Below are 13,040 nucleotides of genomic sequence, written 5' to 3'. Positions count from 1 at the left end.
CTCAACGCCAGGTGTCAGCCGTACGGAGTCCTGATGACGGCTCGGCTCCCCCGGCCTGACCTCGGGTGACGTTGCTCACAACAGCGCGGAGGAGATCGTCAGTTCACTTCGCGGCAAGGTTCTGGTGGATCTTTGGCCAACCGATTCTGCGTGGATTCGGACATCCCACCGTGCCCCTTCGGTGGGACGAAGTCCCCTTCCTCAGGAGTGAAGCTCGACGTGAGTGACGCCACCCGACCCTGGTCCCCGCGGACCCGGAAGGCCAAACTGACCGTGATCGGCGCCAGCGCGCTGCTCGTCGGCGGTCTGTCCTTCAGCCCGATGGCGTTCGGCGCCGCCGCACCGCCGAAGTTCCCCGCCGCCGAGATCCACAAGCCCACCCCGATGCCCGACCGGGTCATCCTCACCCCGACCGCCACGCCTTCCGCGTCCCAGAAGGTCACCTGGCGCGCCAACGCCACCGCCGATGTCGCCCAGGCCGAGATCCTGGAGTCGCCTCGCGCGCTGGGCGAGGTCGCCCCCGCCGCCGGCGCCGTCACCAACGTGAAGGCCCAGTCGAGCACCCCGGTCAACACCACTCTCGGGTACGCCTCGACGTACCACACGGTCGAGTTCACCGGCCTCAAGCCCGCCACCCGGTACACCTACCGCGTCGGCGACGGCACCAACTGGAGCGAGTGGAACGACTTCACCACCGCCGCCGCCGCCTTCCAGCCGTTCTCCTTCATCTACTACGGCGACGCGCAGAACTACATCGACTCGGCCGTCCCCCGCGTGTTCCGCCAGGCGTTCGCCGACCGGCCGCAGGCCAAGCTGATCGTCAACGCCGGTGACCTCATCGACTCCGCCAACAGCGAGGAGCAGTGGGGCCAGTGGTTCAAGGCCGGCGGCTTCATCGACAGCCAGGTCAACAACCTCTCCATCACCGGTAACCACGAGTACAGCGGCTCCGCGTTGTCGTCGTTCTGGGTGCCGCAGTTCCCGTACCCGGACAACGGCCCGGCCTGGACCGACTACCCGAGCGCCCAGAACATCGCCAAGACCGCGTACTACGTGGACTACCAGGGCGTGCGCTTCATCGGCCTGAACACCAACGTGCAGTCCATCCCCGACCTGATGGCCAAGCAGACCGCGTGGCTGGAGGGCCTCCTCAAGGACAACCCGAACAAGTGGACCGTGGTGACCTTCCACCACCCCGTCTACTCCACCACCGGCACCCGCAACAACCCGGTCGTCCGCGCCCAGTGGGCCCCGCTGTTCGAGAAGTACGGCGTCGACCTGGTGCTCCAGGGCCACGACCACTCGTACGGCCGCGGCAACCCGAAGTCGGCCCGACAGTCCGCGACCACGCACAACGGCGTCTCGTACGTGGTCTCCGTCTCGGGCGGCAAGATGTACGAGCTCAACGGCGGCGTGAACTGGACCGGCAACGGCGCCGAGCTGATCAGCAGCAGCGAGAACACGCAGCTCTACCAGATGATCGACGTCGACAAGGACCAGATCCGCTTCGAGGCCCGCTACGCCAACGGCGAGCACCACGACGGCTTCCTGATCCGCAAGAACGACGCCGGTGAGCGCACCGTCACCGAGCTCGGCACCGGCAACACCGGCGAGCAGGTCATCGTCGACAAGACCAGCGTCTCGCCGGGCGAGCAGCTCACCGCCACCGCTTTCGGCTACGACTCGGCCGAGAAGGTGAAGGTCTACCTCATCCGCATCAAGGGCACGGTCGACAGCCGGATCTACGTCGGCACCCAGACCGCCGACGCGCTCGGCAAGCTGACCTACGGCTTCAAGCTGCCGGCCGACCTCGACAAGGACAGCACCTACCGGGTGTACCTGGAGAGCGCCACCCAGGAGATCACCAGCCCGGTGATCACCGTCAAGTAGTACCCGGGCCGGGCCGGCGCACCACGCCGGCCCGGCCACCCCAGGCCGGCTCGACAGGAGACCCCGTGACCTTCCGTATCCGTCTGACGGGCGCGCTGCTCGCCGCGGCGGCGGTGGCCGCCACACCGGCGGCGCCGGCCGCCGCCCACCCCTTCGGCCCCCCGTCCACCGCGCGGATCAGCGTTGACGGCTCACACGTGGCCATCGCCTGGCTGGCGGCCGAAGACGACTGGGTCGCGCTCGGCCAGTCACTCGGCGCCTTCGAGAACCCCGCCAACGGGCCGGTGTCCACCGCCCTCACCGGAGAGCAGAAGCTGCAACGATCCGCGGCGGTCCGCGACTACCTGCTCGGCCGCATCACCGTCGCGCAGAGCGGCACCCCGTGTCCCGGCCGGCTGGAGTCGCTGGAACGAGTGGTCGCCCAAGGCGCCCGGCTGACCTTCGACTGCCCTCGTCCGGCCGTCGACCTCGACGTCACGGTGAGCGCCCTCACCGACCTCAACGAGAACTACCGGACCATGCTCACCGCCGAGACGCCGGCCACCCCGGCCCAGACCCTCTACACGGCGCGGCAGCAGACCAGCCGACTGCGCTTCACCGGCTCCGGCGGCGGCACGACCGCGGCCGTGATCACCGTGGCCGCCGGCACCGCCGCGGCGGCTGCCGTCATCGGAGTGGTCGTGCTGCTGCGGGTACGGCGAAGGAAGGGCGAGCAGGCGTAAACGGGAGCGGGCGACCAGGACGGTGATCGTCTCCAGTGCCGGTCGTCAGCGGGAGCCTCCTCCGGCCGCTCGACGATTCCGCCCCGGGATCGCGTGTTTACCGATCTCGCGTGTGGGCAGCGCCTGGACATGGCTGGTTACGCGGGCGGCCATTGGCTCCAGCGCTGGCCGGGGCTGGCGCTGGCCCTTGCCGCCATACTCGCCGTGATGGTGGACAACCGTGTTCTCGTGGTCGATTCACACCGGGAATATCGGAGTATTCGCCTGCCGTCGTGGGCTTTGCCGATCTGGCTCAACGGGCCGGCCTTCGCCTTCGCGTCACTCCTCCTCGCTCTGACCGCCGGTCTGCTCTGGTATGAGAAAGCCAGGGCTTTCGCCTTGTGGTGGTGGGCTGCCGATACCGCCTTCTACGCCTTGTGGACACCCTTGGTGCTCGCCCTGAACTGGTATTTTCTGGCCGCCGTCGACGCGATGTGGTTCTGGCTGCTCGCCGTCGGCGCTCTCTTCGTCTATTGGCGGAGCAGCAGAATGGCGGCCGCGCTGATGGTGCCGGTCCTCGCCTGGATGTCTTATATCGTCCCCGTGAGTTTCGCGTTCTGGCTGCTGAACCACTGAACGAGTTCGGCCGCGATCGTGCCGGTGGAAGTTTCATCACGGCATGTCAGCCGACCGCGGTCGCCGTCCTGGTCAGTGATGGCACGAGGGGTCGCCGAATGACCTCGTCCTTGACCGGGTGTGACGGTTTCCTGTTTGCTCCCGCTGCACTGGTGTCTCGATCGCCTGCGAAGAGAGCGGCGTCCACGATGTTAACGCAATCATTTGCGGGGCTCCGGTTCACAGGTCATCGAGAACGCTCCCCCTCCTACCAAGGAGCAGCAGATGGTTTCGAGTCCGTCCCCGACGAACGCCGGCAGGCGTAGATCCATCCTCACCGCAATCGCCTCAGCCACGCTCCTCGTGCTGGCCACGATCCCCGCCGTGCTGAGCGGCGCCCCCGCCTCCGCCGCCATGCTGGCTCCGACCACCGGCTGCGGCAAGGCCCCGACCCTGGTCAACGGCACCAACACGATCCAGAGCGGCGGCAAGTCCCGCAGCTACATCCTGCGGATCCCCGACAACTACGACCGCAACCGGGCCTACCGGATCGTCTTCGGCTTCCACTGGTGGGGCGGCACCGCCACCGACGTGGCCACCGGCCAGACCGTGCAACGCGACGTGTGGGCCTACTACGGACTGTTGCGCCTGTCCGACAACAGCACCATCTTCGTGGCCCCCCAGGGCATCAGCAACGGCTGGGCCAACACCGGCGGGGAGGACCTCGTCTTCGTCGACGACATGCTCCGCCGCATCGAAGCCGACCTCTGCGTGGAGACCACCCAGCGCTTCGCCGTCGGGTTCAGCTACGGCGGCGCCATGAGCTTCGCCCTGGCCTGCGCCCGCCCCAACGTCTTCCGCGCCGTCGCGGTGCAGTCCTCTCCCGGCACTCTGAGCGGCTGCGACGGCGGCACCCAGCCGGTCGCCTACCTCGGCGTGCACGGCATCGGCGACAACATCACCTCCGGCCGCTCGCTGCGCAACAGGTTCGTGACCAACAACGGCTGCACCGCCCAGAACCCCCCGGAACCGGCCGCGGGCAGCCTCACCCACCGCGTCACCACCTACTCCGGCTGCCGCAGTGGTTATCCGGTCGTCTGGGCGGCCTTCGACGGCGGCCACATCGCCGCCCCGCAGGACGGCGCCGGCGGCGACAGCGGCTCACGTACGTGGGTCCCGGGTGTGGTCTGGAACTTCTTCACCCAGTTCGGCGGCCCGACCGCCCCCTCGCCGTCGCCTTCGCCCTCGCCGTCCCCGTCGCCGTCTCCCGGCGGGTCGTCCTGCCGCGTCACCGTGACGGTCAACGCCTGGAACAACGGCCTGACCGAGAACCTCACCATCACCAACACCGGCAACAGCGCTCTCAACGGCTGGTCTCTGGTCTTCACCCTGCCGGGTGGGCAGAACATCACCGGCGGCTGGAACGCCACCTACAGCCCGAGCAGCGGTCAGGTCACCGCCAGAAACGTCAACTACAACGGCTCCCTGCCCCCGGGGGCCTCCACCGAGATCGGCTTCCAGGCCACCCACACGGGCAACTCCGGCCGCCCCTCCGCCTTCACCCTCAATGGCGCCAACTGCACCGTCGCCTGACCACCGGAAGCCATCCCGACGTGCCAGCGGAGGCCTGTCGGGGGTGGCCTCACCGCTGACGGGGTTGGTCGTGATCGCCACGCTGTTCGGTGGCAGTGCGGATCAACCCCGCCAGAGCGAGGGACCGGCTGTGGGCGGGCCACGCGATGTGGGTGACGACCTGGGGCGCGTCGGTCAGCGGGATGGCCGCGTGCTCGGCCCACAACCAGGCGCGGGCGGAGTCGGGCACGATCGCGACGGTACGCCCCAGTGCGATCAACTGCGCGAGCTGCGTCTGGTCACGGATCTCGGGCCCGGGGCCGGGCGGGTAGACGCCGTAGCTGGGCCAGCGGGCGAGCGGCAGACCGGGGACGTCGCTGACCTCGGCGACCGTCAACGACTCGCGCGCGGCGAGCGGATGCCGGGCCGGCAAGATGGCGATCTGCCCCTCAGTGGTCAGTTCCTCACTGTCGAACCCGGCGAGGGAATTGAACGGCGTGTGCATCAGCGCCGCGTCGGCACGTCCGTCGCGCAGCAGTCCCTCCTGATCGCAGAAGCCGCAGAGCAGCACCTCGATCTCGGCGGCGCCGGGCACGGCCGAATAGGCGTCGAGAAGCTTCTGCAGCAACTCGTGGGAACCGGCGGCCTTCACGGCCAGCACCAGCCGGCTGCGCGGATCGTCCACGCCACCAGCACGCTGGGCACGTCGAGCGGCCGCGGCCGTCGCATCGAGGGCGGCGCGACCTTCGTACAGCAGCACCTCACCCGCGCTCGTCAGGGCCACCCCGCGGCGGTTGCGTTCGAGCAGGGAGACGCCGAGGCGGCGTTCGAGTTGCTTGATCGCCCGCGACAGCGGCGGCTGGGCCATCCCGAGCCGCTCGGCGGCCCGCCCGAAGTGCAGTTCCTCGGCGACGGCCACGAAGTAGCGCAACTCACGCGTGTCCACGCTTCGACGATACCTGCCGGGTATCACAGCGCACCTTATCGGTGTTGGCCTCACCGCCCGACCTCGGACGACCATCGAGGGCATGAGCGAAACGAAGACCGCCCTGGTGACGGGCGCGAACAAGGGAATCGGCCACGCGATCGCGGCCGGACTGGGCGCCCTCGGCTACCGCGTGGGCGTGGGCGCGCGGGACCGATCCCGGCGCGAGACCGCGGTGGAGAAGCTGCGGGCGGCGGGGGTGGACGCATTCGGCGTGCCGCTGGACGTGACCGACGAGGAGAGCGTCACCACCGCGGCCACACTGATCAACCGGCTGGACGTCCTGGTCAACAACGCCGGCATCTCCGGCCCTTTCGGCCCGGGGTGGGTCCAGGACCCGACGACGCTCGATCTCGACGTGGTCCGAACGGTCGTGGAGACAAACGTCATCGGCGTCATCCGGGTGACCAACACGATGCTGCCGCTGCTTCGCCAGTCACCTTCGCCCCGCATCGTGAACATCTCCAGCAGCGTCGCCTCGGTGACCCGCCAGGCCGACCCGGACATCGCGATAGGCCCGATCATGGCGGCCTACTCGCCGTCGAAATCGTTCCTCAACGCCGTCACCGTGCAGTACGCCCGCCAGTTCGCGGGGACGAAAATCCTGATCAACGCCGCCTGCCCCGGCCTGGTCGCGACCGACTTCACCGGCTTCACGGGCCGCACCCCAGAGGAGGGCGCCGCCACCGCGATCCGCCTCGCCACCCTCCCCGACGACGGCCCGACCGGCGGCTTCTTCGAGGACGCGGGCGTCATCCCCTGGTGATCGCGTCGCGGAGGCAACAGCCAACCGCGAATGTCACGGACCTGATGACCGGCGAGACACCGTCAAGATCATCGTGCGGGTGAGGACCATGTTGTCCGAGCTGGGCGGAGAGCGTGGGATTCGAACCCACGAGGAACGTCACCGCCCCTAGCGGTTTTCAAGACCGCCGCCATCGTCCACTAGGCGAGCTCTCCAAAGCACCCACCAAGAGGTGCCACAGAACGCAACCCTACTCTCTCCCGCCCCCACCAGAAGACGGGAGAGCCACGCCACTAGATGTGATCCGGGATCTCGGAGTACCGCCGCTCTCCCATCCCCGGCGCCCCCGCGAACCCGTCTCCCACGGAAGCCGCCAGCCGCAGGAAAGCAGCCCGGGTGGGCTCCTGCAGCCTCTCCAGGTCGATCTCCGCCCCTTCTTCGAGGTGCGGGTCGTAAGGCACCCGAACCACAGCCCGGCACCGAGCCGCGAAGTGGGCCTCCAGCCGCTTGAGGTCGACGGTCGACTTCGACCGGGGCCGCACGCTGCACAACACCACGGTCGCCGACCTGACCAGGTCGCCGTAGTCGTGCGCCTCAAGCCAGTCCAGTGTCGCCGAGGCCGCCCGGGCCCCGTCCACCGAAGGGCTGCTCACCAGCACAAGCTGGTCGGCCAGGCCCAGGACGCCCGACATCGCCGAGTGCAGCAGACCCGTCCCGCAGTCGGTGATGCAGATCGAGTAGAAGTTCTCCAGAACCGCGGAGACGGCCTGGTAGTCCTCGGCGGAGAAGGCCTCCGACACGGAGGGGTCCCGGTCGGATCCGAGGATCTCCAGCCGCGAGGGCGTCTGTGAGGTGAAGGCGCGGATGTCGACGTACCGGCGGATGTCCCCGCGCTCGTTCAGCAGGTCACGGATGGTCGCCGACGTCTCCAGCTCGACCTTGTCGGAGAGCGTTCCACGGTCGGGGTTGGCGTCGACGGCGATCACGCGGTCGCCGCGGACCTGGGCCAGGGTCGCGCCGAGGCCCACGGTCGTGGTCGTCTTGCCGACGCCGCCCTTGAGGCTGAGCACGGCGACGCGGTGGTGGCCGGCCGAGACGGGGGTGCGCGCACGGGCCACGAGTTCCTGGCGGCGGCGCACCTCGGGGGCTTCGCCGGGCTTTATCAAGCCGGCCGTCGCCTTGAAGACGACGCGGCGCCAGCCGGTGGCCGGGCCGTCCTTGCGGCCCTTGAGGAGGGTCGCGGGGTCGAGGCTGTCGGCCGAGGGCTTCGACGAGCGGGGCACGAGGGCCCGCGACGGGGTGGAGAAGGCCGGTGCGGGCAGGTTGTCGGGCTGGCGCCGCCGCGGCTGGTAGGGCTCGCGTTCGGCGATCTCGCGCGACTCCGAGGGGGGTGGCTGGACCTCTCTCGTGTACGCGTCCAGCGCCTCCCGCGCCGAGGACCGGAAGGCCTCCCCGGGGCCGGGGGCGGCTTCGGCCGGCTTGCTGAGGTTCTCCCGCAGGGATCCCCTTAAGGGCTCCTCGGCGTCGCGGATGGGCCGGAACCGGTCGCCGGGGTCGGTGTCCTCGACGGCGGGGATCTCCTCGGGCTCGGTGCCGGGCCAGGAGAACCTGCCGGAGTCGTTGTCGGTACGCGAGAACGCGCCCCGCTCCGGGTCCGAGGGCAACACGAAGGGCCCGGAGTCGGTGTCGGTCCGCCCGAAAGCGCCCAGGTCACTCTCCGGACGTGAGACCCGGTCGGTGTCGTTCCGGGAGAACCGGAAGCCCCCCGAGTCGGAATCGGGGTCGGTGTCGGTACGCCCGAAGCTCGCCAGGTCGGAGACCGTCTCGGGCGAGAAGCGGCCCGTCTCGGCGTCGGGCCGGGGGAAGCGTCCCGAGTCGGACGGCTCGTCGGACACCGGCACGGCCGGCTCCAGCCAGCCGCGCACCGGCTCGTCGGGGACGTCGGGCTCGGCCGGTGGCCGTTCCCCGAACGCTCCCACGTTGTAGGAGTCGGTGTCGATCGGGGAGTCCCCGAACGCCCCGCGCCCGTTCCCGAACGGCAGCGGGTCGAGCGTCTCGACCCCGCTGTCGGTCGCGGGCGGCTCGTCGACGGCGGCGACCGCGCGGAAGGGCGCCGGTTCGGCCGGGACGGACCGCCATGGGTCCTTCGGGTATGGCGAAGGCACCTCGTCGCTTGGCGGCGCGGGCTGCTGGGAGGCAGCCAGCGACGACGCCGTCACCGCGGACACCGCGATGTCGACCTCGTCGGGCATCTCCTTGATCGCGTCGAGCCAGGCGAGCTGGTCTTCGAGCGAGTGGGGATCCTCACGATCGTGTCGTGCCACCGTGTTTCCCCCTCGGGATGGGCTAAAGGGGCAGCAAACACATTGCAGATTAGCGCCCCGTATACAGGCGAACGCGGCCAACCGTCGAGTTGGCCGCTCGGTTACTTTAGGTCACATGCGTGCGATCGTGATATCAAGCCCCGGCGGACCGGACGTTCTGGCGTGGCGCGAGGTGCCGGATCCCGTTGCCGCCCGAGGTGAAGTGGTGATTGAGATCACGGCGTCAGCCGTGAACCGGGCCGACCTCCTCCAGCGGCAAGGACTCTACCCGCCCCCGCCCGGAGCGTCTGAAATTCCCGGGATGGAATGTTCTGGGGTGATCACCGAAGTCGGCGAAGGTGTCGACACCCTCACGGTGGGTGACGAAGTCACCGCCCTGCTGGCCGGCGGCGGATATGCCGAAAAGGTGGCAGTTCCGTGGCAGCAGGTGATGCCCGCCCCCACCTCCCTCGCCGAGTCGGCCGCGCTGCCCGAGGTAGCCTGCACGGTCTGGGCCAACGTCTTCATGGCGGCACGCCTGCGCAAGGGCGAGACGCTGCTCGTCCACGGCGGCGCCAGCGGCATCGGCACGATGGCCATCCAGCTCGGCAAGGCCTTCGGGTCGCGGGTGATCGTCACGGCGGGCTCGGAGGCCAAGCTCGAACGATGCCTGGCTCTCGGCGCGGATAGAGGAATCAACTACCGAGAAGAAGATTTCTCCCAAGTACTCAAGGACGACCGCCCCGACGTGATCCTCGACATCATGGGCGCCAAGTACCTTCAGCCCAACGTCGCGGTCCTGGCCACAGGCGGGCGGCTGGCCATCATCGGGATGCAGGGCGGAACCAGGGGCGAACTCGACATCGCCACGTTGTTGCGAAAGCGGGCGACCGTCATGGCCTCGGCCCTGCGCAGCCGCACCCCCGACGAGAAGGGCGCGATCTGCCGGGGCGTCGCCGACAGCGTGTGGCCGCTGGTCAGCGCGGGCGCGATCAGCCCGATCATCCACGCCGAGATACCGATGGAACACGCCGCGGAGGCCCACCGGATGCTCGAAGCCGGCGACCACATCGGCAAGATCCTGCTAGTAGGTTGAGAGGCATGAACGCTGACGAGAGCACTCCACACATCGTGGTTCTTCCGGCAGGCGAAGAGGCCCCGGGCGGCGAGGAGCGGTCGGTCGCCGACCTGGTGGAACAGCCCGCGAAGGTGATGCGGATCGGCAGCATGATCCGCCAGCTTCTCGAAGAGGTCCGCGCGGCCCCCCTCGACGAGGCGAGCCGCAAGCGTCTCATGGAGATCCACCAGAGCTCGATCAAGGAGCTCGAAGACGGCCTGGCCCCCGAGCTCGTCGACGAACTAGAGCGGCTCTCGCTCCCGTTCACCGACACCAACGGCTCCCCGCCCAGCGAAGCCGAGCTCCGCGTGGCCCACGCCCAGTTGGTCGGCTGGCTGGAAGGCCTCTTCCACGGCATCCAGACCACCCTGTTCGCCCAGCAGATGGCGGCCCGCGCCCAACTGGAGCAGATGCGCCGCGCGCTGCCCGGCGGCTTCTCCCAGGGCGGCCAGGAAGACCCCGGCCACCGCGGCGCCTCGGGTCCTTACCTCTAGAACCGTCGTTTCGGGTACGGGCTGGGCGACCCCCGGGCACCTGGCCCTTCACCCATACAGGCGTTCGAGCACCAGCGCCACCCCGTCGTCGTCGTTGCCCGCCGTCACCTGGTCGACGGCCGTCAACACGTCGGGATGGGCGTTCGCCACCGCGAACGACGTGCCGGCCCAGCCCAGCATCGGCAGATCGTTCGGCATGTCGCCGAACGCCACCGCCTCCCCGGGCGCGATGCCGTTGCGTTCGGCGAAGCGGGCCAGGGCGGTCGCCTTGGTCACCCCCAGCGCGCTCATCTCGATCAGCGCCCGCCCGCTCGAATGCGTGGGCGTCACCAGGCCGCCCACCAACTCCACGACCTGCTCGTAGAGGTCGTCGGCCTCCATCGTGTGGTGATAGGCGAGCAACTTCGCGCAGGGCAGCCCCAGAACCGACGCCACGGGCGGGCGGCCGTCGCCGAAGCGCAGATCCCAGCCGCCCAAAGGGAAGTCGATCTCGTAGGCGTACCCGGTTTCGTACTCGACCGAAAAGGCCAGCGAAGGCACTTCGGCCCGGAGCAGGGTGACCGTTTCGGCCACCACCTCGGAAGGCATCAGGTGGGAGTCGGCGATCGACTCGGTGTGGAGGTCGTAGAGGAGCGCGCCGTTGGCGCAGATGGCCAGGCCTCGGTGGTTGACGACGTGGGAGACGGTCGTCATCCAGCGGGGCGGGCGGGCGGTGACGAATACGAGGGTCGCGCCGGAGTCCTCGACGGCGGCGAAGGCGGCCGCAGTGCGGGCCGAGATGGTGCCGTCGGAACGCAGGGCGGTGCCGTCGAGGTCGGTGGCGACGAGGCGCGGTGGGGCCATAACAGCTCCCAGTTTGCCCTGTCTCCGAGACTCCCCGGTCAAGGGGATCTCAGGACAAGAATTCTCCCCCGGACTTGGAACACCGGGGGGCCGACATAGTGTTAGATGTGAACGCGTTGTATTAGCTGTTCCCGTAGCGAAAACCAGCTTGACTGTTATGAGCCACCCGGGGAGCTGTGCGACACACCGGGGCTCACGAGGTGTGTGCCCCAAGATTCACTTCCTTAGGGAGAGCGTTAATGGCTCAGGGAACCGTCAAGTGGTTCAACGCTGAAAAGGGCTTCGGCTTCATCGCCCCGGACGGCGGCGCGCCGGACGTGTTCGTGCACTTCTCGGCCATCACCGGCTCCGGCTACCGGAACCTGGAAGACGGCCAGCGTGTGGAGTTCGAGGTGACCGAGGGCCCGAAGGGTCCGCAGGCCTCGCAGGTCCGCGCACTCTAGACCACTGACAACGGCGAAGGCCGGGGCTCTTCGAAAGAAGAACCCCGGCCTTCGTCGTGTTATTTGACCGGTTCGAGAACGTCGAGCCCCACAAAGGGCCGCAGCGCCTTGGGAACCACGACCGAACCGTCGGCCTGCTGGTGGTTCTCGAGAATCGCCACAATCCATCTGGTGGTCGCGAGTGTGCCGTTCAGCGTGGCCACCACGCGGGGCTTGCCGTCTTCGTCACGGAATCGCACCTTGAGGCGGCGGGCCTGGAACTCGGTGCAGTTCGACGTCGAGGTGAGCTCGCGGTAGCGGCCCTGGCTGGGGATCCAGCCCTCGCAGTCGAACTTGCGGGCGGCCGACATGCCGAGGTCGCCGGCGGCGGTGTCGATGACACGGTAGGGCAGCTCGCACTTGTCGAGCATCTGCTTCTCCCACGCGAGCAGCCGCTGGTGCTCCTCCGCCGAATCCTCCGGCTTGCAGTAGGAGAACATCTCGACCTTGTCGAACTGGTGCACCCGGATGATGCCGCGGGTGTCCTTCCCGTACGACCCGGCCTCCCGGCGGAAGCACGACGACCAGCCGGCGTAGCGGTGGGGCAACTGGGAGCCGTCGAGGATCTCGTCGGCGTGGTAGGCCGCCAGCGGCACCTCGGAGGTGCCGACCAGGTAGAGGTCGTCTTCGGGCAGCCGGTAGATCTCGCTGTCGTGGGCGATCGTGAAGCCGGTGCCCTGCATCGACTCGGGCTTGACCAGCACCGGAGTGATCATCGGCACGAAACCGGCCTCGACGGCCTGCTGCATGGCCATGTTGAGCAGCCCGAGCTGGAGCCGGGCCCCGGCGCCGCGCAGGAAGAAGAACCGGGAGCCCGAGACCTTCGCCCCCCGCTCCATGTCGATCGCGCCGAGCAGTTCGCCCAGCTCAAGGTGGTCGCGCGGGGTGAAGTCGAACTCCCTGGGGGTGCCCACGTGGTCGAGGACGACGTAGTCGTCTTCACCGCCGTGGGGCGCGGCCGGGTCGACGATGTTGGGCACCGACATCAACTTGGCGTCGAGTTCGGCGCCGAGTTGCTCGGCCTCCGCCTCGGCCGCCTTCACCTGCGCCGCGAGATCCTTCGCCCGGTCGAGCAGCGCCTGCCGCTCGTCGCCGGACGCCCTGGAGACCGACTTGCCCACGTTCTTCTGCTCGGCGCGCAGGGACTCGAAGGAGCCCAGCGCACTACGACGACGCCCGTCGAGGGAGAGCAGCGTGTCGACGACGGTGTCGTCCTCCCCGCGGGCGCGCTGCGAGTCGCGCAGCCGGTCGGGATCTTCGCGTAGGGTTCGCAGGTCAATCACGGAGCAAACG

12 protein-coding genes and 1 tRNA gene are annotated in these 13,040 nt (G+C 68.9%); 8 read left to right on the top strand and 5 right to left on the bottom strand.

Annotated elements, in window-relative coordinates; all coding sequences use genetic code 11:
- The first annotated feature begins 219 nt into the window (after window positions 1-219).
- From AW273_RS09480 to AW273_RS09465, 4 genes are all read left to right on the top strand, one after another.
- Window positions 220-1,890: a purple acid phosphatase family protein gene (locus AW273_RS09480; protein ID WP_062347409.1), complete on the top strand. Its 1,671-nt coding sequence runs from the start codon at window positions 220-222 to the stop codon at window positions 1,888-1,890.
- A gap of 65 nt (window positions 1,891-1,955) precedes the next feature.
- Window positions 1,956-2,612 carry a hypothetical protein gene (locus AW273_RS09475; protein ID WP_062347275.1) on the top strand — a complete coding sequence of 219 codons (657 nt, stop codon included), beginning with the start codon at window positions 1,956-1,958 and terminating at the stop codon, window positions 2,610-2,612.
- 93 nt (window positions 2,613-2,705) lie between these two features.
- The gene (locus AW273_RS09470) at window positions 2,706-3,227 is read left to right on the top strand and encodes a tryptophan-rich sensory protein (protein ID WP_062347273.1); all 522 of its coding nucleotides are present in this window, start codon (window positions 2,706-2,708) and stop codon (window positions 3,225-3,227) included.
- A gap of 264 nt (window positions 3,228-3,491) precedes the next feature.
- Window positions 3,492-4,799, top strand: coding sequence for a CE1 family esterase (locus AW273_RS09465; protein WP_062347272.1), 1,308 nt, complete (start codon window positions 3,492-3,494; stop codon window positions 4,797-4,799).
- 49 nt (window positions 4,800-4,848) lie between these two features.
- Here the strand turns inward: AW273_RS09465 and AW273_RS09460 are convergent, their stop codons facing one another.
- Window positions 4,849-5,724, bottom strand: coding sequence for a LysR family transcriptional regulator (locus tag AW273_RS09460; protein ID WP_232327233.1), 876 nt, complete (start codon window positions 5,722-5,724; stop codon window positions 4,849-4,851).
- An 82-nt stretch (window positions 5,725-5,806) separates the two neighbouring features.
- Between AW273_RS09460 and AW273_RS09455 the strand changes: the two genes are divergently transcribed.
- On the top strand, window positions 5,807-6,529 hold the full coding sequence (locus AW273_RS09455; protein WP_062347270.1) for an SDR family oxidoreductase: 723 nt from the start codon (window positions 5,807-5,809) through the stop codon (window positions 6,527-6,529).
- A 105-nt stretch (window positions 6,530-6,634) separates the two neighbouring features.
- Here AW273_RS09455 and AW273_RS09450 read toward each other — a convergent pair.
- Both AW273_RS09450 and AW273_RS09445 read right to left on the bottom strand, forming a co-directional pair.
- Window positions 6,635-6,723 (bottom strand) — tRNA-Ser (locus AW273_RS09450).
- A gap of 78 nt (window positions 6,724-6,801) precedes the next feature.
- Window positions 6,802-8,832, bottom strand: a complete 2,031-nt coding sequence (locus tag AW273_RS09445; protein WP_232327232.1) for a MinD/ParA family ATP-binding protein — start codon at window positions 8,830-8,832, stop codon at window positions 6,802-6,804.
- A gap of 115 nt (window positions 8,833-8,947) precedes the next feature.
- On the opposite strand from AW273_RS09445, the gene AW273_RS09440 reads away from it, so the two are divergent.
- Both AW273_RS09440 and AW273_RS09435 read left to right on the top strand, forming a co-directional pair.
- On the top strand, window positions 8,948-9,907 hold the full coding sequence (locus tag AW273_RS09440; protein ID WP_062347268.1) for an NAD(P)H-quinone oxidoreductase: 960 nt from the start codon (window positions 8,948-8,950) through the stop codon (window positions 9,905-9,907).
- A gap of 5 nt (window positions 9,908-9,912) precedes the next feature.
- On the top strand, window positions 9,913-10,422 hold the full coding sequence (locus tag AW273_RS09435) for a bacterial proteasome activator family protein (RefSeq protein WP_062347266.1): 510 nt from the start codon (window positions 9,913-9,915) through the stop codon (window positions 10,420-10,422).
- 48 nt (window positions 10,423-10,470) lie between these two features.
- Here AW273_RS09435 and AW273_RS09430 read toward each other — a convergent pair whose 3' ends face one another.
- The gene (locus AW273_RS09430; protein ID WP_062347259.1) at window positions 10,471-11,265 is read right to left on the bottom strand and encodes an HAD family hydrolase; all 795 of its coding nucleotides are present in this window, start codon (window positions 11,263-11,265) and stop codon (window positions 10,471-10,473) included.
- Window positions 11,266-11,504: 239 nt separating this feature from the next.
- Between AW273_RS09430 and AW273_RS09425 the strand changes: the two genes are divergently transcribed.
- Complete coding sequence (locus AW273_RS09425) at window positions 11,505-11,708, top strand: cold-shock protein (protein WP_030455233.1); 204 nt, start codon at window positions 11,505-11,507, stop codon at window positions 11,706-11,708.
- Between the two features lie 59 nt (window positions 11,709-11,767).
- On the opposite strand, the gene serS is transcribed toward AW273_RS09425, so the two are convergent.
- Window positions 11,768-13,030, bottom strand: a complete 1,263-nt coding sequence (gene serS / locus AW273_RS09420) for a serine--tRNA ligase (RefSeq protein WP_062347257.1) — start codon at window positions 13,028-13,030, stop codon at window positions 11,768-11,770.
- Window positions 13,031-13,040: the final 10 nt, after the last annotated feature.

This window comes from Herbidospora yilanensis (genome assembly GCF_001570565.1).
In the GTDB taxonomy this organism is placed as follows: domain Bacteria; phylum Actinomycetota; class Actinomycetes; order Streptosporangiales; family Streptosporangiaceae; genus Herbidospora; species Herbidospora yilanensis.
The sequence above is the reverse complement of the archived record's forward strand: the minus strand, read 5'-3'. Positions and strand labels throughout refer to the sequence as shown.